Here is a 22744-nt window from a genome sequence, read left to right as displayed (position 1 = left end):
ACGCTCGGAATGACAGTTATGGCACTCCCACACTATGCTGCTAATAATTGAGGCTTTAGCCGTTATCCTGCTGATTGGCCTGCAAGTGCGGGCCTTTTTGGGGGCCCGGGCCCAGATTGGCCGCCTGGAAAAACTGTTCCCGGGGCCCGGGGCCCTGTTCCTTACCAAGGTGAGCGACCCGGCAACGCAACGCGAAGTAGATACGGTGGCCAGTACCGCGCCCTCGCCCGAGTTTGCCGAAGTGCTGGCCAACACCAACGTGTACCTGCTTAAAAACAAGGGCACGGCCGACTTCAACATCCTGCAAGACCTGACCGAGCGGCGCGTGGGGGCCCTGGACGGCGAGATTCAGTCCACCACCTCGCTGCCGCTCTACATCGGGCTGATGGGCACGTTCGGCGGGGCTATTTTGGGCTTGGTGAGCCTCTTGCTGGGCGATGGTAAGTTTGACGATGCAGCTATCGGGGGCTTTTTGCGGGGCATTACGGTGGCAATGGTGGGTAGTTTGTGTGGGCTGGGTCTCACGCTGTGGGGCAACGCGCTGTACCGCGAAGCCCGCCGCCAGGCCGAGCGGCTGCGCAACGATTACTACTCGTTTTTGCAGGTAGAGCTGCTGCCAATTTTGCACTCTGACATGGCCGGTAGCTTGAGTACGCTGAAAACGGTGCTCGATAGCTTCAACGTCAAGTTCGTCAATGATATCCAGTCCATCGGGCCGGCCTTTGAGCAGTTGCGGCCGCTTATCGACCAGATTATCAGCAGCACGGAGGTGCAGCGGCGGTTTCTGGAGCGGTTGCAGGGGATAGGCTTCACCGAGATGGCCAACGCCTCGGTGGCCGTGTTTGACCGCATGGACCGCAGCGCGGGGCTGTTTGAGAATTTTCTGGTGTACCAGGAAAAATTGAACGCTACCCTGGCCGCCGGCGCGACGTGGTACGCAAGGTCGAGGGCCTGCTGAGCCGCCTCACCAACCTCGAAACCGGCCTCAACCAGGTGCCGGCCATGCTCCAGCAGCACAACGACACGGTGGACCGCCAGTTCCGCTTCTTCAACCAAAGCCAGGACCGCATGGACCGCATGGGGGCCGATACGGAGCAGTATTTCGACAAGGCCAGCCGCCAACTCACGGGCATGATGACCACCCGCCTGGCCCACTTCAACGCCGACGCCGAAAACGCTCAGGCTGAGTGGCAGCGCCGCTTCGACACGCTGAAAGCGGACAATATCTACCAGCGCATCGTCGAGTACCTCAACCCGTTCAGCGAGCTGCCCGTGCAGCAAAAGGTTCTGAACCAGCTCCAGGAGCGCCAGGCCCAGCAAACTGCCCAAGCTATCCAGGCCCTCCAGCAGCGCCTCGATGCCGATACGGCTTTGCAGCAGCAACTGCTGTTCCAGGTCACGCGCACCAACGCCGTGCTGGAGCAACTCACCGAGCGCAGCTGGCTCCAAAAAGCGCTGGGACTGAACAAGAAGTAAGGTTGTAGTTGTCAGTTGCTCGTTGCAGTCATGTAGGGGTCCTCGGCCATGCAACGAGCGGGGTCTCAGGCCGTCATGCTGAGCGGAGCCGAAGCATCTCTCCCGCAGCAGTAAATAAATTGATTAGTTGAGCAGTAGAGATGCTTCGGCTCCGCTCAGCATGACGGCCTGGGGGCCCCAACTGCTGCCAACTGGCAGCGACCAACTGGCACCACTCGCCAAGCACCACCCACCACCAACCAAGCGCCAAAAAATGAACCAGGACCGCAAAGATTTCTTCTGGCCCAGCTACGTGGACCTGATGACGGCCCTGTTTCTAGTGATGCTGGTGCTGTTCGTGCTCAGCTACAAGCGCTTCCAGGACAAGCAGCGTACCAACGAGAACCTGATTGCCGAGCTGAAAGTGCAGGTGCAGGAAAAGCGCAAGCTCGACGAAATAAAGGACGCCCTGAAGCGACTCGAGAGCAGCTACTTCACCTACAACCAGCGCTACAAGCGCTACGAGCTGAACTCAGAAGTCACCTTCGCGCCCAAGAGCGACGTGCTGCCCGCCGCCGCCCAGGGGCCCCTGGTGCAGGCCGGCCGCTTCCTGCTGCGCCAGATGCAGAGCCTCAACAAGCAGGATAACGTGCAGTACCTCATCGTGGTAGAGGGCCGCGCCGCCAAAGACCTGCGCTACCCCGCCACCGACCCGCACAACCTCGACGGGCCCGCCGTGCGGCAGCTCAGCTACAGCCGGGCCCTGGCCGTGCTGCGGCTCTGGGAGCAGGCCGGCCTGCAATTTCCGGCCAACCTGGAGGTGGTGGCCGCCGGCAGCGGCTTCCGCGGCGCCGGCCGCTACACGGGGGCCGAGGAAGCCAAAAACAAGCGCTTCATCATCCAGATTCAGCCCAAAATCGGCTCCATCGGCAAATGATAACCTGGGGGTAACAACCGGGCCCCCCGGCGGGCCGTTGGAAGCTGGTTACCAACGGCCCAACCCATGAAACGCGACGAAATCGTTCCCCGCCAAACCCGCATCGTGTACGTGCTGATGGCCTTTGCGGCGGCCATTGGCTTCGTGTGGGCCCTGTGGGAGCACTTCCACCGCGCCGCGTAGCGGGCCTACAGCTTGGCGTCCTGGGTGGTGTCGGTCATGGCGGCTTGCAGGTAGCCGAGCATGGTTTTTATTTCGTCGTCGGTGCCCGCGCGCAGCAGGTTCCAGTTTTTTTGCATGAGGGCGTCCGTCGTTTCGTCGGTGTAGGCCGAGGTCAGGTGCGGCTTTTCGCGCTCGAAGGGCCCCATGCCGTAATCGCCGGTGGGCGTGGCGTTGGTATTCACGAAGTGGGTGACGTCGTACTGGTATTGCCCGTCTTTGAGGACGCGGATGCTGAGCACGTGGCCCACGGGCCCGCAGCTGTGGCCGTTCACCAGGACCTGCGTGCGGCCCTTGACGATGATGTTGCCGGTGGCCGCGTCCTGCACTTGCAGCACCGCGGCATCGCCCTTGTAGCGGCGCAGGGCCCAGGCGCGGGCCCGGCGGTACAGTTCACTTTCGGTGGCCCCGGGGATGTCGACCACGGCGGAGTAGGCCACCAGGTGCGTGGTGGGGTCGACGGGTAGCGTGGGCGCACTTTGGGCGCGTACGGCCGGCGCGGCCAGCGCCAGGGATAAGGTTAATAGTAGCGTTTTCACAGAGCTAATTAGTTGTTGGATAGCGGGTAAAATTGTGGAAGGTGGAAGGCGGCGCACCATGGGCCGCGGGATGGAAAAACTATTTAATCGGGCTTAAATCCTAGTGATTGACACATAAAAAAAGGCCCTTGGCGCAACGCCGAGGACCTTTTAAGAAAAACAGGAGCGCGAACGTCGCGCTCGCCAAAGTGGATATAGCATAGAAAACGGGAACGGCAGGGTAAGACCGTTGCGTAGGGCAAAGGTACGCACGCCGCCTGCTTCCAAATACCCAACGACCCGGTTTGGGGGCCCGACGGGTACCACTAGCTCGTAGGTTACGGAGGCCGGCTAGCCGTTGCTCTGGCCAGGAGTAAGCGGCGGCGGTTCATCCTACGCCGCCAGTACAGTGGCGTGCGCTACTGTGAACTGGATAAGTGTACGGCCTCAGGGTGAGCTGGGCGGGGCCCCGACCACAGGCAGCCGGAGTTAAGGGCCATTGTTGGCGAATAAACTCGTGGGAGGGGGGCAGGCGTTGGAGGCGTTTGCCGTGGTTGTAAGCCAGTAAAAAGGTTTGTAGGTCGTTGAGTTAGGCCGTGGTTAGGTAATGATACTGGCGCACCGTGGCCTCTTTCAAGGTGTGGTTGAAGCGGTTGGCCTGCCATTAGAGCAAATTTCAAGTCAGTGTACACTTATTGCCAGTCGGGCTCCTCCTCTGCTTGTCGGAAAGGGGGCCGGGGGGAGGTAAACGCAAGAACGAGCTGGGCACACTGACTTGGAAACTGCTTCAGGCAGGTTGATGCCTCTGTACAACTGCCCGGCCTAGCGAATTAATTAGCGTTAGGGCTAAGAATCTAAAGTGCTATTCGAAGCTTATGCCATAACTTGTTACGTGCAAATGAGGCGCTTTTGAATACCAAGTGGTTTATGGTGTATGTAAACGCTTTTATGATAGAGTTTTACAATATTTTTAATTCAGTTGATCATTGTCATTTGAAAAATACTTTATTGAATAAATACAATTTTAATAATAATCCTCTTGTTTCTTTAGTTCTATTTGCTATGAAAAATTATTTACCATTGCACACCCTTGTGCTGCCTGCCTTGTTAGTGGCGGGGTCCATAACCAATGCCCATGCGCAAGCCGCTGCTACGGTGCTGTACGTGAACGACGCGAGGACAAGCGGTGACGTGTTTACCAGTGCGGTGGGCAATGATGGAACAGGTGATGGCTCGGCGGCGGCCCCGTTTGCTACCGTGACGCGGGCACTGGCGCAGGCAAGTGCAACTACCCAAACCATTTTTATCGATGCGGGCACTTACACCGAGCGGGTAACGCTCGACAAGCCAGTGAACCTGCAAGGAGCCGGTACGGCCAGCGCTAACCCAGCCAGTGCAACGATCTTCGACGGTGGCCTGCTGCCGGCGGCGACCCAAACCAACGAGGCCGGCCTGCGGCTAACCGTGAGCGGCGGCACGAGCAGCCAGCCCCTGACCATCGCCGATATTACTTTTCAGGCGTATGACTTTGGTATTCAGTCGGAAGGGAGTAGCCCACAGGCCTACCTGCTGCTCGAAGACGTAGAGACAACCCACAACCGTCGCCAGGGCATTTTTTGGAGTAGCCTCAGCGGGGTGCAGCACCTTACCCTGCGGCGCGTGCGGGCTACCTACACGGCTGAAGCTGGCAACCCTACCACCAACGGAGCCGGCCGGGGCTTCTTCCTGGTGAATGGCCACAAGGCTGCTATTATGGTGGAAGACGGGGTGTTTTCGTTTAATCGCCGCAGTGGCGTAGATGTCAACGACGGCAGCGTGAGCGGCCTGACGGTGCGCAACTGCCAGTTTGAGCAAAACCAGGAACCGGCGCTGGCGGTGCTCGGGGCCGGGGGCACCCGAGCGGCTGACGGCAGCTTTACGAGCATTGCGGCGCTCATCGAAGGCAATACCATTCGCACGACGAGCGCTAATGGGCTGGAATTGAAATCGTGTACCGGCACGGGCGCCGGCAGCGGCCCGGGCAGCTTCGTCGTGCGCGCCAATAACGTTGCGCGCGCCGCGGGCGCGTCGGCCAGCCTGAGTGCCGACAATGCCGGGGTGCTCTTTATTGACCGCGACCGCAACGTAATTGCCGGGGGTGGGGGCATTACGGGCGATTTGCTTACCGGCGGGGCTTTCGTGGTAAATAATACCATCAGTGGCTACCTGGCCGATGCCGCCAGCTCAGCTAACAGCAATAATGGCTTTGGCCTGGTACTGGAAGGGGCTCGCAACAAGGTGTTTGGTAACGTGATAACCGAGTGCCAGCAGGCCATTCAGGTGCAAGACCGCCCCGCCAATAGCGTGGGGGCTACGCCTTACTTTGACATTAGCCGCAACGGCCTAATCGTATCGAGCGGCGACAGCATCCAGGGCAACAACTTAGGCAACTGCGCCATCGCTATCCGGGCGGTCAACCTAACCAACCCCGTCGATGCTTCGCTCAACTGGCTAGGCACTACGGATGCCACGGGCGTGCGCGGCGCGGCGGGCACGGGCGGTGGTGTTGTGACGCTAACTGGCTCGACCGCCGGCTTTGCCGAACTGTCGGCGTTGGCCCCGACCGGTTTGGTCGACTACTCGCCGTTTCTGAACAGCGCGGCGGACGCCTCGGCAACCGTTGGTTTTCAGCCCCAGCTCAATTACCTGAATGTGGACGGCGGCAGCCCCCAGTTGGCGGCGGATACGCCGCTGGCGGAAGGCCTGGCGCTAGTGGCCGAAAACGGCATCCTGCGCCTAGAAGCCGGTGCCTACAACGAGGGCATCAGCATTACGAAAAATCTAACGCTGCAGACCATCGGGGCCACCACGCTCCGTGACCTTACGCTGGCTGGGGCAGGCAAAGTGCTGACGCTCGGGGCCCCCCTTACCCTAACGGGCTCCCTTACCCTGGCTGCCGGCCTGGTGCAAACCACGACGGCTACTTTGCTCACGCTGGCTGACCAGGCCACCGCCACCCCCGGCAACGCAGCGGCTTACGTAGACGGCCCGCTGCGCAAAATGGGGCAGCAGGCATTTGTATTTCCGCTGGGTAAAAGTGGGCAGTGGGCGCGCCTGGGCATCTCGGCACCCGCCAGCTCCACCGCAGCCTTCACGGCCGAGTACGTAGCCGCCGCCTACCCCACGCGCACGGCCGCCGCACCAATTAGCGAAGTAAGCCAGGTAGAGCACTGGACCCTGGCTGGCGCGGACACGCCGGGCGCGGTGCAGGTACGATTGTTTTGGGAAGATGCTTTCCGCAGTGGCCTCGACGATTTTTCGACCGATATTCAGGTCGCTGCGTTCACCGGCACCGAATGGGAAACGGCTGGCAATGGCGGGCTGGGTGGTAGCCTAAGCGCGGGCTCGGTAGTTTCGAGCCAGCCGGTTAGCACGTTCACTGCCTTTACGCTGGGCTCGCTTTCGCTGGCCGTGAACCCACTTTCAACGCAGCTGAAGACTTTCGCCGCCAACCAGACAAGCCCCCAGGCAGTAGACCTGCACTGGACCCTGACGGACGAGACGAACACGTATGGCTACGCCGTAGAGCGTTCGGCCGATGCCGCGACCTGGCAGCAGGTGGGCTTCGTAGCCAGCCAGGGCCTGACCTCGCAGGCGCGCACGTACGTTTACCGAGACCAGACGGTGCAGGGCCTGGTGCAGGCTTTTTATCGCCTGAACCAAACAACGGCGGCCGCCACCGCCCGCTATTCGGGAGTGGTAGCTGTCAAGCTAGCAAATAGCCCCTTGGCTACCGTAGCCGCTACGCAGAGCACTTTGGCAGTATTTCCCAATCCGGCCAGTGACCAGGTCACCCTGCGGCTACCCACCTCGGCCATTGGGGCCGCCCAAGTAGTACTCACCGACCTGAGCGGGCGCACGGTGCTGACCCACCCCCTGCGTGGCTCTACCGAAACAACCGTGCCCTTCCCTGCTTCTTTGGAAGCTGGCATTTATCTGGTGCAGGTGCGGGGCGCAGGCTTCGTGAGCAAACCCCAGCGGTTGGTAATTCAGTAGAGCCCAGGCTAGGAGCTATCGGCGAGCCTGTCTGGCTAGAACAGACGGTCCAACGTTACCACGAAAAAGCCCCGCGCCCTCAATTAGGAACGCGGGGCTTTTGCCATAGGCGAGCTGGCAACTACACCTTGGCGGCCTTGCACAAGGATGCACGGCTGAAATAACCGCCCTGGGGTCACAATTCCCCAAAGCAAGTAAGAAAATACACGAACACTATTAATAAATAAACCCCCCTTTACAAGATGTAAAGGGGGGGTTTGTGGTCGTGTAAGGAGTCGAACCTTAAACCTTCTGATTCGTAGTCAGATGCTCTATCCAATTGAGCTACACAACCGTTTCCCGCGTTGGGAGCACAAAGGTAGCAAGTCTTTTTTGGCTGCCGCAACTTTGGCCTTGCTTTTTTTGCTGCGCGGTGGCAAACCCGTTCATTATCAGGGTAAGATTTTTGCGTCGGGGGACGCATTGGCCTGCAAGCTGCGCTTCAGGGCCCGGTTGAACACGAAGAACAAGCCGAACAGTGAGGCTGCCACCAGGGCCACCAGCACGAGCTTGCTCAGGGCCCCCTGGTCGGGGTCGCGGATCAGGGCCAGCACGTCGGAGGCCTCGGTGCCGAGCCAGTAGAAAAACAGGCTACGCGGCAGCATGCCCGCCACCGAGGCGGCCAGGAAACGGCGGCGCGGCACGCCCACCATCGCCAACACGAACGTCATGAGGGCAAACGGCAGCACCGGCGAGAGGCGCGTGAGGATGATGAGCGACCAGCTCTGGGTTTGCAGCTCATCGACCACGCCCCCGGCTTTGGGAAACAGGTGCAGGAACTGGCGCAGCTTGCCGTGGTCGAGGCGCAGGGCCAGCTCGTAGCCGATGGCCGCGGCCACGGCGTAAGCCGCCACCATGCCCGGCAGCCCCGCCCACCCAAAGTAGTAGCCCGTGGCAATGGCCACGAACGTGGTGGGCGTGAGCGCAAATGCCATCGTGACGGCCGTGAGGGCGAAGTACAGCAGCGCGGGGCCCCAGCGCAGCCCCTCCAGCAGGTGCTGGTGCCGGTAGAGCAGCGCCGCCACCGCCGACGAGCCCAGCAGCGGCACGGCCACCAGCAGGAACATGGTGAGCAGGGTGGAGAAATTCTTCTGGAAAAGCGTGCGCAAAAAAGCCATCAACGAAGGAATAGGGGAGGGAGCGGCCGGGGCCCCAAAGGACGGCCTGTCCCGCTGCCGGGAGCCGGGACAGGGCAGGCCGTTTTACGGGGCCCGGCGGCGCGTGGCTGAACGGCGGGCTAGTCCTCCGGGCGGCTGCCGAGGCCGAAGAAGCGCTTCATGCCCGCCCAAGCGCCAGCCAGGGCCAGCAGGCCCAGCTTCCAGAACTTGGTGGCGAGGGCAAACAGCCCCACCTTGGCCAGCACCTTGCCTGCCACCAGGCCCCCGATGGAGTACGCGGCCACCTCGTCGAGGCCGGCGCTGTAGTCGGTGTACTGCTGGCCTTTGGTGAACTGCACGTTGGCCAGCAAGCCCGGAATGCTGGCCCGCACCGCGGCCAGCTGCTCGGGCCCGGCAATGGCGTTGAAAACTAGCACGCCCTTGCGGCCCAGCACGCGCACGTTATAGTTCAGGGTTTGGTCGAGGCCCGAGCCGAAGCGCAGCAGCTTGGCCCAGTGCAGCGCGTGCTGTTGCGGGTCGTAGTAGGGCGCGGCGCCCCAGCCGTACACGTGCACGGGCTGGTAACCGGCCTTTATGCGCGCGGGGTTGTCCTCCTCGGCGTCCTGCTGTAAGGTTTCAAGCAGCTCGTCGGCGTCGATGTAGCCGGCGTCGTCGTCCTTCACGTAGCCCATCGGGTTGTAGTTGATGTTGTAGGCCCAGGCCCCGTCGCTCAGGGGCCCCAGGCTGTCGGGAAACAGCATGCCCAGGCTCTCGGCCCGGGGGTTGTCCCAGAACTTATGGAGCACGTAGGCGCTCTGGGCCGAGTCGAGGTAGCGGAAGCCCGGCGGCACGGTGAGGGCGGCCACCCCGCCGGGCAGCGTCACGCGGCCGTGCTGGAAGCGCAGCGTGGCGTGCACCGAATCGGCGTAGTGCCGCTCGGCCAGGGCCCCGGCGCGGGCCGAATCGGCGGCGGTGAGGGCGGGCGCAGGCACGGGCCGGGGCCGCGGTTTTGGGGTGGCAAGTAGGGCCCCCGGCGCCGCCAATAGCGCCGTGGCCAGCAAGAGTAGCAGTTTCTTCATATAAAATGAAAACGTGGGGAGGAATGGCGGAATTACGTGTTCTAAGGTAGTGGCCGCCCCAGAACCCGGCAAGCGGCCGCGGCCAAAACCCGCCGGCCGGCCCCACCTTTGCACCCCAACCCACTGCTTGCCCCACCCATGAAATTCGCCACCAAAGCCATCCACGCCGGCGTGCACCCCGACCCCGCCACCGGGGCCATCATGACGCCCATCTACCAGACCTCGACCTACGCCCAGACTTCGCCCGGCGTCAACAAAGGCTTCGAGTACTCGCGCACCCACAACCCCACCCGCACCCAGCTGCAAGATGCCCTGGCCGCCCTCGATGAGGGCCAACACGGCTTGGCCTTTGCCTCGGGCATGGCGGCCATTGATTGCGTGCTGCGCCTGCTAAAGCCGGGGGATGAGGTGATTTCGACCGACGACCTGTACGGCGGCAGCTACCGCATCATGACCAAGGTGTACGAGCCGCTGGGCATCGTGTGCCACTTCGTGCCGATGCGCGACCTGGCCGCGGTGCGCGAAAAAATCAGCCCCAAAACCAAGCTCATTTGGGTGGAAACCCCCACCAACCCGCTGCTCAACGTCATCGACATTGCCGGCGTGGCCGCCATTGCCAAGGAGGCCGGGGCCCTGCTGGCCGTCGATAACACCTTCAGTACGCCCTACTTGCAGCTGCCGCTGGCGCTGGGGGCCGACATTGTGGTGTACTCGCTGACCAAGTACATGGGCGGGCACTCCGACGTGGTGATGGGGGCCCTGGTGTTCAACGGCGACGAGCTGCTCGAGCGCCTGAGCTTTTACCAGAACGCCTGCGGCGGCACCCCGGGGCCCCAGGATTGCTTCCTGGTGCTGCGCGGCCTCAAAACGCTGCACCTGCGCATGCAGCGCCACTGCGAAAACGGCCGCGCCGTGGCCGAGTACCTGCGCCAGCACCCCAAGGTGGACAAAGTGTTCTGGCCCGGCTTCGAAACGCACCCCAACCACGCCGTGGCCGCCAAGCAGATGCGCGACTTTGGGGGCATGATTTCCTTCGTGCTGAAGGGCGACAAAAAGGAGGACGCCATTGCCGTACTCGAGAAGTTCCAGCTCTTTACGTTGGCCGAAAGCCTGGGCGGCGTGGAAAGCCTTAGTGGCCACCCCGCCACCATGACGCACGCCAGCATTCCGCCGGAGCAGCGCCGCAAGGCCGGCCTCTCAGACTCGCTCATCCGCCTGAGCGTGGGCATCGAGGACGCTGAGGACCTGATCGAGGACCTGGCCCAGGCCATCGGCTAGGGCCCCGTGGCACGCCCGCCCGCCCCGCCGCCCATCGACGTGCTGCCGCTGTTTCCGGTGCTGGACCGGCTACTGCTGGAGCTGCTGCGCGGCCTGGCCCCGGCCGATTGGCAGCGGCCCACCCGGGCCCGGCAGTGGGCGGTAAAGGACGTGGCCGCCCACCTGCTCGATGGCAACCTGCGCACGCTCTCCATGCTGCGCGACGGCTACGCTGGCGAGCCGCCGGGCGAAATCAGCTCCTACGCCGACTTGCTGGCCTACCTCAACCGCCTGAACGCGGAGTGGGTGACGGCGGCGCGGCGCCTGAGCCCGGCCGTGCTCATCGACTGGCTGGCCGCCTCCGGGGCCGAGTACGCGCAGTTTCTGGCCACGCTCGACCCCGGGGCCCCAGCGGCCTTTGCCGTGGCCTGGGCCGGCGAAACCGAGTCGCCGAACTGGTTCCACGTTGCCCGCGACTACACGGAGAAGTGGCACCACCAGCAGCAAATCCGCGAGGCCGTGGGCCAAACCGCTGCGTTGCTGACGCCGGCGCTGTTCCGGCCCTTCCTCGAAACCGTGGTGCGCGGCCTGCCACACGCCTACAGCGCCGTGGAAGCGCCCGCGGGTACGGTGGTGCAGGTGGCCGTGCAGGGCCCCAGCGGCGGCACGTGGCGGCTGCTGCGGGGCCCCAGGGCCTGGCAGCTGCTTGATGCCGACGCTCCAGCCGGGGCCCCCGCCGCTGGGGTGGCGCTGCCGCCCGCCACGGCGTGGCAGCTGTTTACCAAGGGGCTGGCCCCGGCGGTGGCCCGGGCGCAGGTCGAAATAACTGGCGACGAACGCCTTGCGCTGCCAGCGTTGCAGCTGGTGGCTGTGATGGCCTGAGGGCGGGGCTGGCCGGCCCAACCCAACTAGCTGCGCGCGGCGTAGGTAGGGCCCCTGGCCGTTCAAAGTCCGTTGTCATGCGTTTTCTGCCGTTGCTGTTTGCTTTTTTCTTGCTATCCTGCGCCACCAATTCCGGCGTTGCCACTATGTACGCTCCCGTTCCTGCACCCGCCCCAGTCGTGCCCGTTTCGTACCTGGCCTTGGGCGATTCCTACACCATCGGCGAAGGCGCACCCGCGGCCGACCGCTGGCCCGTGCAGCTGGCCGGGCTGGCGCAGCAAACCGGGCTGGGCGTGCAACCCCCCGACATCATCGCCCGCACCGGCTGGACCACCGCCGAGTTGCAAGAGGCCGTCCAGGGCAGTGGCAACCACCGCACCGACTACGGCTTGGTGTCGCTGCTAATCGGCGTCAACAACCAATACCGGGGCCAAACCCAGGCCCTGTACCGCATCGAGTTCCGGGCGCTGCTGGCCACGGCGGTGCAGTTTGCCGGCGGCCGGCCGGGGCGCGTGGTGGTGCTCTCGATTCCCGACTGGGGCCAAACGCCCTTCGCAAAGGGCCGCGACCAGAACCAGATTGGCCTCGAAATCGACCAGTTCAACGCCGTGGCCCGCGATGAGTGCCGCCAAGCCAGCATTGCCTTCGTCGACATCACGTTCCTCACCCGGTCTGCCGCCGGCGATGCCAGCCAGTTCGTGAACGATGGCTTGCACTACGCGGGGCCCCAAATGCGCCTGTGGGCCCAGCAGGCGCTGCCGGTGGTGCAGGGCCTGCTGAAGTAAGCTGCCGCTGCGCTTGGGCGTGGCTTACCGGCTGCACTAGCCGCAGTGCAACCGCGAATGGCAGTGGCGCCCTAAAACGGCGGACACCCTGGGGTGCATATCTTTTGGAAATGATGTGGCACCGGTGCAACGCTTTGGGGAGCAGCGGGTATCGTGGATCTGTTGCGTTCCGCCCGCTTTCTACCTAACGCCCGCCTGCCAGTGAAAAAACTCCTACTATTCGCCGCTGCGCTGGCCGTTGCGGCGCCCGCCACGGCCCAGCACTTCGAGCTAATTGGCCGGGCCGGGGCCAGCTTCTCCCAGTACCGGGGCAGCGGCACCGAGGCCACGTCGTTCATCAACTACAGCAGCTACGCCGGCGCCGAGCGCGGCTACACCAACAACCCCTACGGCAGCCGGCTGGGCACGGGCTTCGCCCTGGGCGGGCGCGTGCAGCGGGTGGGCCGGCGCCGGGGCCTGCTGGCGTTCGACCTGGGCTACGACTGGGCCCGCAGCCGCACGGCCATCACCACCCTTTATTACTATGACGGCGCTGCCAACACAGCCTACACTGCCACCGGCAGCGCGCACCTGCGCTCGCAGGACCTGACGGCCTTTTTGGGGTTGGGCCACCGCTTCCAACTGGGGCCCCTGGCGCTCGACGCGCTGGTGGGCCCCGAACTGGCCGCCAAGCTCAGCGCCCGCGAAACGGGCCACGGCACCTACAATAGCGGCACGGCGTGGGCCACGGCCACCGACCGCGGCGGCCACTTTCCCCTCGATGGCCGCCTGCGGGCCGACGCCACCGTGTGGTGCGGCCGGGTGGGCGTCAATGCCAGCTATTCCCACGGTTTTGCGAATGCCCAGGCGGGCCTGATCGGTGGGCCGGTGCGCGAGGCCTACACCCGTACTCTGCGCTGGGGCCTGGCTTACCGGTTGCGCTAGGTTTGCTCGCTTTATTGCGGGAATCAACGCCGGATTAGTGCGCTACAGCCGGGGATTTGCGGAAAATCAAGCACATTGTGCGCTGGTTGGCTGTGGGTTTGTGGGAATAATGCTGCCGAATACTTGCGTGTTTACTGCTGATTTCGAGTAATTTAAATTCTGACAATCGGCTAATTTATTGCATTTCGGAGGTTAAATATTGCAACGTGCGTAGCTTGCGCATATCGTTCCGCCATACTGGTTATGTGTGAAGGATATGTGTACCGCTGATCATCATTGCATTTCTCTTTAGCAAGTTTACTCTCCTGCATGAAAAAACTCTTACTTACGCCCCTGTTCGCCGTTGCGGCCCTGGCCGCACACGCCCAGAACGTTACCGTCACCGGCCGGGTGCTGGGGGCCCAGGGCGAGGCCCTGCCCGGCGCCACCGTGCTTGAGCGCGGCACCACCAACGGCACCGGCACCGGCGCCAACGGCGAATTCTCGCTGAGCGTGGCCCCCACGGCCACCATCACGGTGCAGGCCATCGGTTTCGCCACGCAGCAGATTCCGCTCAACGGCCGCACCCGCCTCGACGTGCGCCTGGTGACCTCCGCCACCGACCTGGGCGACGTGGTGGTGACCGGCTCGCGCGTGAGCGAAGGCCGCTCCAACGTGCTGACCACGGCCCCGGTAGACGTGATTTCAGCCCGCGAAATCAAGGCCTTTGCCCAGACCGACGTGAGCCAGGTGCTAACCTACGCCGCGCCCTCGTTCCAGTCGTCGCGCCAGTCCATTTCCGACGGCACCGACTTCGTGGACCCCGCCAGCCTGCGCGGCCTGGGCCCCGACCAGGTGCTGGTGCTCGTGAACGGCAAGCGCCGCCACAACTCGGCCCTCGTGAACATCAACGGCACCATCGGGCGCGGCTCGGTGGGCACCGATTTGAACGTGATTCCGACGGCCAGCATCAAGCGCATCGAGGTGCTGCGCGACGGCGCGGCGGCCCTCTACGGCTCCGACGCCATCGCCGGCGTTATCAACATCCAGCTGAAGGACGACTCGACCGGCGTGAGCAGCAGCGCCTTGTACGGCCAGACGACGCAGAGCGACGGCAAAACCGAGCAAGTCGATTTCAACGTGGGCATCGGCCTCAACAAGCGCGGCTTCCTCGACCTCAGCGGCCAGTTCCTGAACCGCGCCTACACCGACCGCGGCTTCACCGACCAGGCCCCGCTCATCTACCTGGGCAACAACGGCGGCAACTACCCCGCTTCGGCCACCACCGAGCAGAGCCGCCGCGACCTCAAGGCGCAGGACGACGCCCTGGTGGCCCAGAACGGCTTCGACCGCAACGACTTGCGCGTGGGCCAGTCGGCAACGCGCAACTTCGGTGGCTTCCTCAACGGCGGCTACCGCCTCGGCGGCGGCTACGAACTGTACGTATCGGGCGGCGCCTCGTACCGCACCGGCCGGGGCTCCGGCTTCAACCGCCTGCCCAACCAGGCCACCCAGAGCGACCTGAACCTGTTCCCCAACGGCTTCCTGCCGTTCATCAACACCACCATTTATGACCAGTCGGCCATTGTGGGCGTGCGCAACACCTTCGGCGGCTTCGCCGTGGACTTGAGCAACACCTTCGGCCGCAACGAGCTGGCCTACAACGTGGACGGCTCCGTGAACGCCTCGCTGCCGCAGGGGCCCAATTTGGTGGGCTTGAGCCCCACCAGTTTCTACGCCGGCCGCCTGGCCTTTTTGCAGAACACCACCAACCTGGGCTTCTCGCGCCGCTTCATCGAAGTGGGGCCCCTGGCCAACCTCAACGTGGCCTTCGGCGGCGAGTTTCGCTACGATAACTTCCTGATCGGCCGGGGCGAGTACGCCTCGTACATCAACGGCGGCCGCACCGTGAACGGGGGCCCCGCGGCCTCGGGCTCGCAGGTATTCCCCGGCTACCAGCCGCAGGACGAGGTGAACAAGGGCCGCACCAACGTGGCGGGCTACGTCGATTTGGAGAGCGACATCACCGAGAAGCTGCTCATCCACGCCGCTGGCCGGGCCGAGCGCTACAGCGACTTCGGCGGCAACGTGAGCGGCCAGGTGGGCCTGCGCTACAGCATCATCGACGCGGTGGCCCTGCGCGGCTCGCTGGGCAACGGCTTCCGGGCCCCCTCGCTCCAGCAGCGCTACTTCAGCAACACCAGCACCCAGTTCGTGAGCGGCGTGGCCAACCAGGTGCTCACCGTGAACAACGACAGCCCCATCGTGCGCAACGGCTTCACGGCCGGTGGCACCGGCCAGCAGGGCTTCGGCGTGGAGCCGCTCCGGCAGGAAAAATCGACCAACTACGGCGTGGGCCTCACCGCCAAGGCCGGTGGCCTCACCTTCACGGCCGATGCGTACCTGATTGACATCAAGGACCGGATTGTGCTCTCGGCGCAGTTCACGCGCACCAACCCCATCGTGAACGCCATCCTAGGCGCGCGCGAAATCAGCCGGGTGCAGTTCTTCGCCAATGCCGTGAATACCCGCACCAAGGGCCTCGACGTGGTGCTGAACGAGCGCCTGCCGCTGGGCGACAAAAGCCGCCTGCTGCTGACGGCCGCCGCCAACTTCAACCAGACGACGGTGACGAGCTTCAACAGCTCATCGACCACGGTGAACAACGACCAGACCGCCGGTAACAGCAACCTGCAAAACACGCTCTTCGACCGCGCCCAGCGCACCCGCCTCGAAAGCGGTAACCCGCGCAGCAAAATTGCCCTCTCGGCCGCCTACACCTACGGCATCTTCGGCGTGGAGGCCCGCTCGGTGCGCTTCGGCGAAATCAAAACCGCCGACGCCGACCCCGCCCGCGCCTTCCTCGACCAGACGTTCTCGGCCAAGTGGATTACCGACCTCACGCTCAACGCGCAGGTTACCAAGCAGATTGGCCTCGTTATCGGGGCGAACAACCTGTTCAACGTCTACCCCGACAAGCTCATCGTGAACCCGCGCAACAACGCCACCAACTTCTCCGTCGACCCCAACCAGAGCTACAGCTCGGGGCTCGACAACTCGAATCGCGGCCGCTTCCTCTACAGCGCCAACCAGTTCGGCTTCAACGGGGCCTACTACTTCGCCCGCGTGAACTTCACGCTGTAAGCGAAGGCCACGCAACGCTAAAAAAGCCCGTCCTGGTCGTCAGGGCGGGTTTTTTGCGTGGTGCGCGGGTTGAATGAACGAGGCTGGGGGCCCTGTGCGGCCGCTCATCAATAGAGACGAAGTGGTCCGGCGAATTGCCCGAAGGGCTTCGCCGGACCACCCCCGTGGGGCCCCAGCCCCGAATGCATTTCTTGCCCGAAAAGCGGGGCCAGCCGGCCCTGCGCCGCCGGGCTGCGTAAGCAGGCGCGTGCTCACCCGTCGCTCCGTGCTTTCCTCACTTGCCCTGGCCACTGCCGCGGCCTTGCCCCTTCCCCTCCGCGCCATGCCCATTGCCCCCGCCCGCCCCCAGCTGCTGATTTTTGACGTCAACGAAACGCTGCTCGACCTGGGCAAGCTGCAACTAGCCATCAACCAGGAATTTAAGTCTGAAACGGCCTTTAAGCAGTGGTTCGCCCTGCTGCTCCAGTACTCGCTGGTCGATACCGTGACCGGCAATTACCACCCCTTCGGGCAGATTGGCGACGGGGCCCTGGATATGCTGGCCCAGGCCCTGGGCCAGCCGGCCCGCCCGGCTCCGCGCAAAAAGGAGCTGCTCGCCCTCATCGCCGAACTGCCCCCGCACCCCGACGTTATTCCGGGCCTCACGGCGCTGCAAAAGGCGGGCTTCCGGATGGTCACGCTCACCAACTCGCCCGATGCCACGGTGCAGAAGCAGATGGCTTACGCCGGCCTCACCGGCTTTTTCGAGCAGCTGCTCAGCATCGATTCGCTCCAGCGCTACAAGCCCCACCCCGATACCTATCGCACCGCCTGCGAGCGGCTGCGGGTGGCCCCCGCCCAGGCCATGCTGGTGGCGGCCCACGGCTGGGACACGGCCGGGGCGCAACTGGCCGGCCTGCAAGCCGCCTTCATTGCCCGCCCCGGCCAGCAAACCTACCCGCTGGCCCCCGCGCCTACCCTCACCGGTCCCACGCTGCCCGATATTGCCCGCCAGCTGCTTGGCTAGCGGTAGAGGCCCGGCGCGGTAGGGGCCCTGGCAAAGCCGCTAATCCGGCCCCGGGCCACCCGGCCCGCCTTGGCGCGTGCAAGGAACGCGGTGCGTTGGGCCCCCAGCCCGGGCCCCAGCTGCAACGTAAAAACTGCTGAAATTCTCCGTCGTTAGTTCGTAATGCCGACCAGTACGCTGCTCATTTGGGCCATTTCGGCCGTTTCCATTGGCCTGGTTATCAGCCGGCCGTTCAAAGTGCCTGAGTTTGTGTGGGCGGCGGGCGGGGCCCTGCTGCTGCTGGTGCTGCGGCTGCTGAGCCCGCCGGAGGGCCTGGCGGGCGTGGCGAAGGGCCTCGACGTGTACCTGTTTCTGACGGGCATGATGCTGCTGGCCGAAACCGCCCGCGCCGAAAAGCTTTTCGACTGGCTGGCCGCCCACGCCACGCGGCGCGCGCACGGTTCGGCGCCGCGGCTGTTTCTGCTGGTGTACCTGGTGGGCGTGGTCGTGACCACTTTCCTCTCCAACGACGCCACGGCGGTGGTGCTCACGCCGGCCGTGGCCAGCGCCGTGCGGGCCGCCAAGGTCAAAAACCCGCTGCCCTACCTCTTCATCTGCGCCTTCATTGCTAACGCCGCCTCCTTTGTGCTGCCCATCTCCAACCCCGCCAACCTGGTAATTTACGGGGCCCACCTGCCGCCGCTGCTCACCTGGCTGCCGCGCTACCTCCTGCCGTCGGCCATTGCCATTGGGGCCACCTACTTCCTGCTGCTGCGCACCCAGCGGGCCGAGTTGGGTACCGCCATTGCGCAGAACATTGCGCTGCCGGCCCTGGCGCGCGGCGGCCGGGTGGCCCTGGCCGGCATCGGGGCCACGGCCGTGGCGCTGCTCGTATCGTCGGGCCTGGGCCTGGAGCTGGGGCTGCCCACGGCCCTCACGGGGGCCCTCACGGCCCTCATCGTGCTCGTTACGGCCCGCAAGAGCCCGGCCGAGATTTTGAAAAACGTGTCCTGGTCGGTGCTGCCGCTGGTGGCCGGCCTGTTTGTGTTGGTGGAGGCGCTCAATAAAACGGGCGTTTCGCGCTGGCTCACGGCGTTGCTCGACGCCAGCGCCCAGCAGTCGGCCGCCAAAGCCACCTGGCTGAGCGGCGTGGGCGTGGCCCTGCTCTGCAACGCCATGAACAACCTGCCCGCCGGCCTCCTCGCCGGCAACGTGCTGCAAACGGCCCACGTGTCGGCAATGGTCAAAAGCGCGGTCCTGATTGGGGTCGACCTGGGCCCCAACTTGTCCGTTACGGGGTCGCTGGCCACCATTTTGTGGCTCGTGGCGCTGCGCCGCGAAAAGATCGAAGTGGGGGCCTGGCAGTTCCTGAAGCTGGGGGCCCTGGTCATGACCATGCCGCTGCTGCTGGCCATTGCGTCGCTGTTTCTGCTGCCCCACTAGCCGGCCGGGGCCCCATCGGCCAGCGCCGGCCGCGGCTACTTAATGAACTTCGCCAGCACGGTTTGCAGCTCCTCGCCGCGCAAGTTGGCGGCCACAATTTTGCCGCTGGGGTCAATCAGGAAATTCTGCGGCACCGCGTTCACCTGGTAGGTTTGGGCAACGGCGTTCTGAGTTCCGCGCAGGTCCGATACCTGTGCCCAAGGTAAATGGTCGTCCTGAATGGCTTTCAGCCACTTCGCGCGGCCCTCCTCGTTGTCGAGCGACACGCCCAGGATGTCAAAGTTGCGGCCCTTATAAGCCTCGTATGCCTTGATAACGGCCGGGTTTTCCTGGCGGCAGGGCTTGCACCAGCTCGCCCAAAAATCAACCAGCACGTACTTGCCCCGGTAGTCCGTGAGTGATATTAGCTTGCCGTCGGGCGTTTTCTGGGAGAAGTTGGGGGCCTGCGCGCCAATGGCCACTGCCTTCAGGCCCTGCATCATTGCGCCGTAGCGGCGGCCATCCGGGCTGTTTTTGAGGGCCGGGCTCAGCGCCTCGTACAGGGGCCCCTCCACCGCGTACTGGGGCACGGCCATCATGCTGCCCGTCAGCGCGTACAGGCTCACCCAGGAGTTGGGGTTGGCTTTGATGAAGTCCCGGTCTGACTGCGCAAATTCCTTGGTAACGGCTTCGTATTGTGCTCGCTGCCGCGCCATAAACGCGGGAGATTTGCGCTCCTCTGCGGAAGCCTTGCTCGCCGCGTCCCCAATCGAATTCATCTTGGCCTTCACGCGGTCGGACGAAGCCACCAGCCGCTGGTAATCGGCCGCGACGGGGCCCCCAGTGACGCGGGCGTTCTGCATCGAATCGGGGCTCGTGATGACAATCGGGGTCGGCTCCAGGAATACCCGGAGGGGCCTAATGGCCCCGAACACGCCCTCACCCAGCTTGCCGTCGCGCTTCACCAGTAGGTCCACCGCGCGGGGCACGTCGCTGGTGCCCTTCAGCTCAAACGCCCCATCCTTGAACGTGGCGGAATCCGCGGGCTCCGATCCGCGCATGAGGTAGATTTTGGCCGGCGCGTTCAGGTGGCCAATTTTGCCCTTGATGGTGAAGGGAAAGGACGTTTGGGCGAGGGCCAGCCCCGGGGCCAGCAGCAGGCAGCCAAGTAAGTGCTTCTTCATGACATGTGGGGATGAAAAGATTTAGGGCCCTGAAATTCAAAATACTAGCGGGCTAATGCTTGGAAACGCGCCGGGCTAGTAGGTAGTATTCGCGGCCCGCAGTAAGCGCGCCAGTGGGCGGCCGTCGGCGCCGCGGGCCACGTACAGGCCCGCCGGTAGGGCAGCGGCGGGCTGCCACACCACGCGGCCGTCGGCCTGGGTGCGCAGCTGGGCCACCACGCGCCCCAACTCGTCCACAATGGTGATGGCCTGCCCCGGGGCCCCCGCCTGAAACTGCACCTGCTCGCGGAATGGCATGGGGAAAGCAGCCGCCTTGGCCGCCCCGGTGGGGCGGGTGGCCAGCGGCGTAGCGGCCGTTACCAGGAAGGCCAGGGTTTGCTCCTCGCTGGCGGTGGGGCAGCCGTCGTCCGTCACGGCCACCGTGGCCACGTAGCGGCCCGGCGGCAGGGTGGCGGGCACTTGCCAGGTCAACTGAGCGTGGGTGGGCCCCAGGGGCTGCAAGGCCAGGCCAGGGATAGTGCCCACAGCGTCGCTGCTGAAGCTCAAGACTTGGCCCGCGTCGGGGTCGGCCGCGTCGAGGGCCAGCACCACGGTTTGGCCGGCCCGCACCCGGATGAGCTCGTTTAGGGGCTGCGCCGCTGGGCCACCGCCCACGGTGAGGCCCGTGAAGCCCGGGGCCCGGTTGGTGGCGTTCAGGTACAGGTAGCTCACGTCGCGCATCACCCACCCAATTTGCTGCCAGCTGCCGTTCAGCCGCCGGTATTCGTCCACGCGGGCCGCCATGATGTAGATGCCCACATCAGTGGTGGCCGTGGCCGGGGCGGTGAGGGCCCCGGTGGCGGCATTGAGCTGGAAGTGTGGCGACGGAGTGCTCGGAATATCAACACCGCACACGTACTGGGCCCCCGTGCCCGTCTGCGGCGTCACGAAGCGGTACACCAGCGAATCGCCGTCAGCATCGAACGCGCTGAAGCTGTAGCGTTCCGCCTGGCCACTGGCCACGTACGGCAAGCGCGACGACAGGAACACGGGCGAAGTGTTTTGGGCCACCAGCTCGGTATTCAGAAAAGCGCTGCAATAAATACCAAAGGCTTGGGAAGCGGGGCTGGTGATGTTTCTAACACCAGCGGCCCGGTTTTCGCCACTAAAGCTTATCGTCCACTGCCCCTGGGGCAGGTCCGCATCGGTTTCGTAAAGCTGCACCGTGTACGCCAGGTTCGCCGGGCAGCTCTGCCCATAGGTTTTTGTTATCTGCGTGATGGGGACGTCAACGGCGAAGCTGCCGGTGCCAACGGCGTCGCAGCCATTGCGGCTGAACACCAGCGTTGCCGTCGGCTGCTTAGCTGATTGCGGCAACAGGTCGACGTACAGCTTAAGGACGACGTGGTAGCGCGGCGTGCCGGCTGTGGTAGCGGCCACGGGTGCGTAGGTCATTTCCGCACCTAAAAGGTGCGAAGCCTGCGCCGCCAGCGCAGTGCCCAGCCACAGCAGCAAAGCCGGTAGCCAGCGAAAGTAGAAAGCTAATTTCATAGGGGCAGAAAGTGGAAAGGTCTTTCTGCCGATAAGTTATGGAGGAAAAAGGGATTTGGCGCTTACCAACTGGTGCTAATCAGCACTTTAATAGGCCCCAAGGGGAGTAGCACAAACTTTAGCTGCGCTGACCTTCGGTTACCAGCGCTTACTTACCCGGCGCTGGGGCCCCGCTGCTGCTCTCCAGAATCTGGAACAGCTCGTCGAGCTTGGGGGTCAGGATGATTTCGGTGCGGCGGTTCAGGGCCTTGTTGGGGGCCGTGTCGTTGGGGGCCACGGGTACGTACTGGCTGCGGCCGGCGGCCGTAATGCGGGCCGGGGCCACGCCGCCGGCCGCCAGCAGGCGGGCAATGTCGGTGGCGCGCAGGGCACTCAGGTCCCAGTTGTCCTTGGCCCCGTTCACCACGCCCTTGATGGGCACGGTGTCGGTGTGGCCTTCCACCACCACGTTCACGTCGGGCTGCTCTTGCAGCACGGTGGCCAGGGTTTTCAGGGCGGCCTGGCCCTTGGGGTCCACCTTGGCCGAGCCCGACTTAAACAGCAGCTGCTCGGAGAGCGACACGTACACCTTGCCGTCCTTCAGCTTCACCTGCAAGTCGCTGGCGTTGAAGCTGAGCAGGGCCTTGCTCACGCGGGCCTTGAGGTCGTTCACGGCCCGGTCCTTGTCGGCCAGGGCCTGGGTGAGCTCGGCCAGCTTGGCTTCGCGGGCCTTGAGGTCGGTGCCGAGGCGGTCGTTGTCGGTTTTGCTGGTGCGCAGGCTAGCGTCCAGGGCCCCCAGCTCGGCCTCGCGGCGGGCCAGGTCGCGGGCCACCTTGTTGTAGTCCGACGACTTGCTGGCCAGCTCCTGGCCGCTGTTTTTCAGCAGGCGGTCGTAGCTCTCGTTCAGGTCGTGGTTGAGGCCGCGGGCCCGGCGCAGGGCCGTACCGGTGGCCAGCGAGTCATCTTCGAGGCGGCCGTTATCGAGGCGCAGTTGGGCCAGGGCATCGGCGGTTTTTTGCAGCTCGGCGGTGGCGGCGCGGTACTGGCGCTCGGCCTCGGCCTTGCCCTGGGCATCGGCCCGCTGGCGGGCCGCCAGGTCGTCGTACTTGCGGGCCGCCACGCAGCCCGGCAGGGCCCCGGCGGCGAGCAAACCCAGGCCCAGCAGGGCCGGCGTGAAATTTTTCAGGCGCATAACAAAAAATAAACAGGGCCCCGGGCCGCCGCCGGTGCGGGGCCCCCAAATGCCGGGGCAAGGTACGGCCGGCGCGGTGCCCGCCGGGGCCGGGTGGGGGGC

The 22744-nt window shown here is 64.4% G+C and carries 17 protein-coding genes and 1 tRNA gene; 11 read left to right on the top strand and 7 right to left on the bottom strand.

The window, feature by feature from the left end; translation table 11 throughout:
* The first annotated feature begins 34 nt into the window (after window positions 1-34).
* From BEN49_RS15390 to BEN49_RS15380, 3 genes are all read left to right on the top strand, one after another.
* A complete protein-coding gene (locus BEN49_RS15390; protein WP_070744850.1) occupies window positions 35-958 on the top strand; it encodes a hypothetical protein in 924 nt (307 codons plus the stop codon).
* The gene (locus BEN49_RS15385) at window positions 931-1476 is read left to right on the top strand and encodes a hypothetical protein (RefSeq protein WP_070744847.1); all 546 of its coding nucleotides are present in this window, start codon (window positions 931-933) and stop codon (window positions 1474-1476) included. Before BEN49_RS15390 ends, BEN49_RS15385 begins: the two co-directional genes overlap by 28 nt.
* Before the next feature lie 253 nt (window positions 1477-1729).
* Window positions 1730-2392 (top strand): hypothetical protein, encoded by a 663-nt coding sequence (locus BEN49_RS15380; RefSeq protein ID WP_070744870.1) that lies wholly within the window; start codon window positions 1730-1732, stop codon window positions 2390-2392.
* A 188-nt stretch (window positions 2393-2580) separates the two neighbouring features.
* On the opposite strand, the gene BEN49_RS15375 is transcribed toward BEN49_RS15380, so the two are convergent.
* Window positions 2581-3150: a DUF4468 domain-containing protein gene (locus BEN49_RS15375; RefSeq protein ID WP_070744846.1), complete on the bottom strand. Its 570-nt coding sequence runs from the start codon at window positions 3148-3150 to the stop codon at window positions 2581-2583.
* Between the two features lie 1041 nt (window positions 3151-4191).
* On the opposite strand from BEN49_RS15375, the gene BEN49_RS15370 reads away from it, so the two are divergent.
* Window positions 4192-7164 (top strand): T9SS type A sorting domain-containing protein, encoded by a 2973-nt coding sequence (locus tag BEN49_RS15370; RefSeq protein WP_158022955.1) that lies wholly within the window; start codon window positions 4192-4194, stop codon window positions 7162-7164.
* A gap of 260 nt (window positions 7165-7424) precedes the next feature.
* Here the strand turns inward: BEN49_RS15370 and BEN49_RS15365 are convergent.
* From BEN49_RS15365 to BEN49_RS15355, 3 genes are all read right to left on the bottom strand, one after another.
* Window positions 7425-7498: transfer RNA gene (locus tag BEN49_RS15365), tRNA-Arg, on the bottom strand.
* Window positions 7499-7595: 97 nt separating this feature from the next.
* Window positions 7596-8321: a TVP38/TMEM64 family protein gene (locus BEN49_RS15360; RefSeq protein WP_083326143.1), complete on the bottom strand. Its 726-nt coding sequence runs from the start codon at window positions 8319-8321 to the stop codon at window positions 7596-7598.
* A gap of 119 nt (window positions 8322-8440) precedes the next feature.
* Complete coding sequence (locus tag BEN49_RS15355) at window positions 8441-9379, bottom strand: DUF2167 domain-containing protein (protein WP_070744841.1); 939 nt, start codon at window positions 9377-9379, stop codon at window positions 8441-8443.
* Between the two features lie 138 nt (window positions 9380-9517).
* Between BEN49_RS15355 and BEN49_RS15350 the strand changes: the two genes are divergently transcribed.
* The 7 genes from BEN49_RS15350 (at window position 9518) to BEN49_RS15320 (ending at window position 18778) form a co-directional block, all read left to right on the top strand.
* Window positions 9518-10657 carry a cystathionine gamma-synthase gene (locus BEN49_RS15350; RefSeq protein WP_070744840.1) on the top strand — a complete coding sequence of 380 codons (1140 nt, stop codon included), beginning with the start codon at window positions 9518-9520 and terminating at the stop codon, window positions 10655-10657.
* A 6-nt stretch (window positions 10658-10663) separates the two neighbouring features.
* Complete coding sequence (locus BEN49_RS15345) at window positions 10664-11518, top strand: maleylpyruvate isomerase N-terminal domain-containing protein (RefSeq protein ID WP_070744838.1); 855 nt, start codon at window positions 10664-10666, stop codon at window positions 11516-11518.
* Window positions 11519-11664: 146 nt separating this feature from the next.
* Window positions 11665-12303: a GDSL-type esterase/lipase family protein gene (locus BEN49_RS15340; protein WP_070744868.1), complete on the top strand. Its 639-nt coding sequence runs from the start codon at window positions 11665-11667 to the stop codon at window positions 12301-12303.
* 201 nt (window positions 12304-12504) lie between these two features.
* The gene (locus tag BEN49_RS15335; RefSeq protein ID WP_070744835.1) at window positions 12505-13227 is read left to right on the top strand and encodes a hypothetical protein; all 723 of its coding nucleotides are present in this window, start codon (window positions 12505-12507) and stop codon (window positions 13225-13227) included.
* 309 nt (window positions 13228-13536) lie between these two features.
* Window positions 13537-16350 (top strand): TonB-dependent receptor, encoded by a 2814-nt coding sequence (locus tag BEN49_RS15330; protein ID WP_070744834.1) that lies wholly within the window; start codon window positions 13537-13539, stop codon window positions 16348-16350.
* Window positions 16351-16672: 322 nt separating this feature from the next.
* A complete protein-coding gene (locus BEN49_RS15325; protein WP_070744832.1) occupies window positions 16673-17356 on the top strand; it encodes a haloacid dehalogenase type II in 684 nt (227 codons plus the stop codon).
* Between the two features lie 162 nt (window positions 17357-17518).
* Window positions 17519-18778, top strand: a complete 1260-nt coding sequence (locus BEN49_RS15320; RefSeq protein WP_070744831.1) for an arsenic transporter — start codon at window positions 17519-17521, stop codon at window positions 18776-18778.
* A gap of 35 nt (window positions 18779-18813) precedes the next feature.
* On the opposite strand, the gene BEN49_RS15315 is transcribed toward BEN49_RS15320, so the two are convergent.
* From BEN49_RS15315 to BEN49_RS15305, 3 genes are all read right to left on the bottom strand, one after another.
* A complete protein-coding gene (locus tag BEN49_RS15315) occupies window positions 18814-19941 on the bottom strand; it encodes a TlpA disulfide reductase family protein (RefSeq protein ID WP_070744830.1) in 1128 nt (375 codons plus the stop codon).
* Window positions 19942-20016: 75 nt separating this feature from the next.
* Complete coding sequence (locus BEN49_RS15310) at window positions 20017-21471, bottom strand: hypothetical protein (protein ID WP_070744828.1); 1455 nt, start codon at window positions 21469-21471, stop codon at window positions 20017-20019.
* Between the two features lie 148 nt (window positions 21472-21619).
* Window positions 21620-22642 carry an OmpA family protein gene (locus BEN49_RS15305; RefSeq protein WP_070744826.1) on the bottom strand — a complete coding sequence of 341 codons (1023 nt, stop codon included), beginning with the start codon at window positions 22640-22642 and terminating at the stop codon, window positions 21620-21622.
* Window positions 22643-22744 lie beyond the last annotated feature (102 nt).

Origin of the sequence: Hymenobacter coccineus, assembly GCF_001816125.1 — a bacterium.
In the GTDB taxonomy this organism is placed as follows: domain Bacteria; phylum Bacteroidota; class Bacteroidia; order Cytophagales; family Hymenobacteraceae; genus Hymenobacter; species Hymenobacter coccineus.
This window is presented reverse-complemented; position numbering and strand designations above follow the sequence as displayed.

What these genes read in the sequence shown, in the direction of transcription:
- BEN49_RS15355 (WP_070744841.1), bottom strand. Translation starts at nt 9,379, where the DNA reads ATGAAGAAACTGCTACTCTTGCTGGCCACGGCGCTATTGGCGGCGCCG.
- BEN49_RS15305 (WP_070744826.1), bottom strand. Translation starts at nt 22,642, where the DNA reads ATGCGCCTGAAAAATTTCACGCCGGCCCTGCTGGGCCTGGGTTTGCTC.
- BEN49_RS15340 (WP_070744868.1), top strand. Translation starts at nt 11,665, where the DNA reads ATGTACGCTCCCGTTCCTGCACCCGCCCCAGTCGTGCCCGTTTCGTAC.
- BEN49_RS15325 (WP_070744832.1), top strand. Translation starts at nt 16,673, where the DNA reads ATGCCCATTGCCCCCGCCCGCCCCCAGCTGCTGATTTTTGACGTCAAC.
- BEN49_RS15310 (WP_070744828.1), bottom strand. Translation starts at nt 21,471, where the DNA reads ATGAAATTAGCTTTCTACTTTCGCTGGCTACCGGCTTTGCTGCTGTGG.
- BEN49_RS15350 (WP_070744840.1), top strand. Translation starts at nt 9,518, where the DNA reads ATGAAATTCGCCACCAAAGCCATCCACGCCGGCGTGCACCCCGACCCC.
- BEN49_RS15380 (WP_070744870.1), top strand. Translation starts at nt 1,730, where the DNA reads ATGAACCAGGACCGCAAAGATTTCTTCTGGCCCAGCTACGTGGACCTG.
- BEN49_RS15390 (WP_070744850.1), top strand. Translation starts at nt 35, where the DNA reads ATGCTGCTAATAATTGAGGCTTTAGCCGTTATCCTGCTGATTGGCCTG.
- BEN49_RS15320 (WP_070744831.1), top strand. Translation starts at nt 17,519, where the DNA reads ATGCCGACCAGTACGCTGCTCATTTGGGCCATTTCGGCCGTTTCCATT.
- BEN49_RS15360 (WP_083326143.1), bottom strand. Translation starts at nt 8,321, where the DNA reads ATGGCTTTTTTGCGCACGCTTTTCCAGAAGAATTTCTCCACCCTGCTC.
- BEN49_RS15370 (WP_158022955.1), top strand. Translation starts at nt 4,192, where the DNA reads ATGAAAAATTATTTACCATTGCACACCCTTGTGCTGCCTGCCTTGTTA.
- BEN49_RS15330 (WP_070744834.1), top strand. Translation starts at nt 13,537, where the DNA reads ATGAAAAAACTCTTACTTACGCCCCTGTTCGCCGTTGCGGCCCTGGCC.
- BEN49_RS15315 (WP_070744830.1), bottom strand. Translation starts at nt 19,941, where the DNA reads ATGAAGAAGCACTTACTTGGCTGCCTGCTGCTGGCCCCGGGGCTGGCC.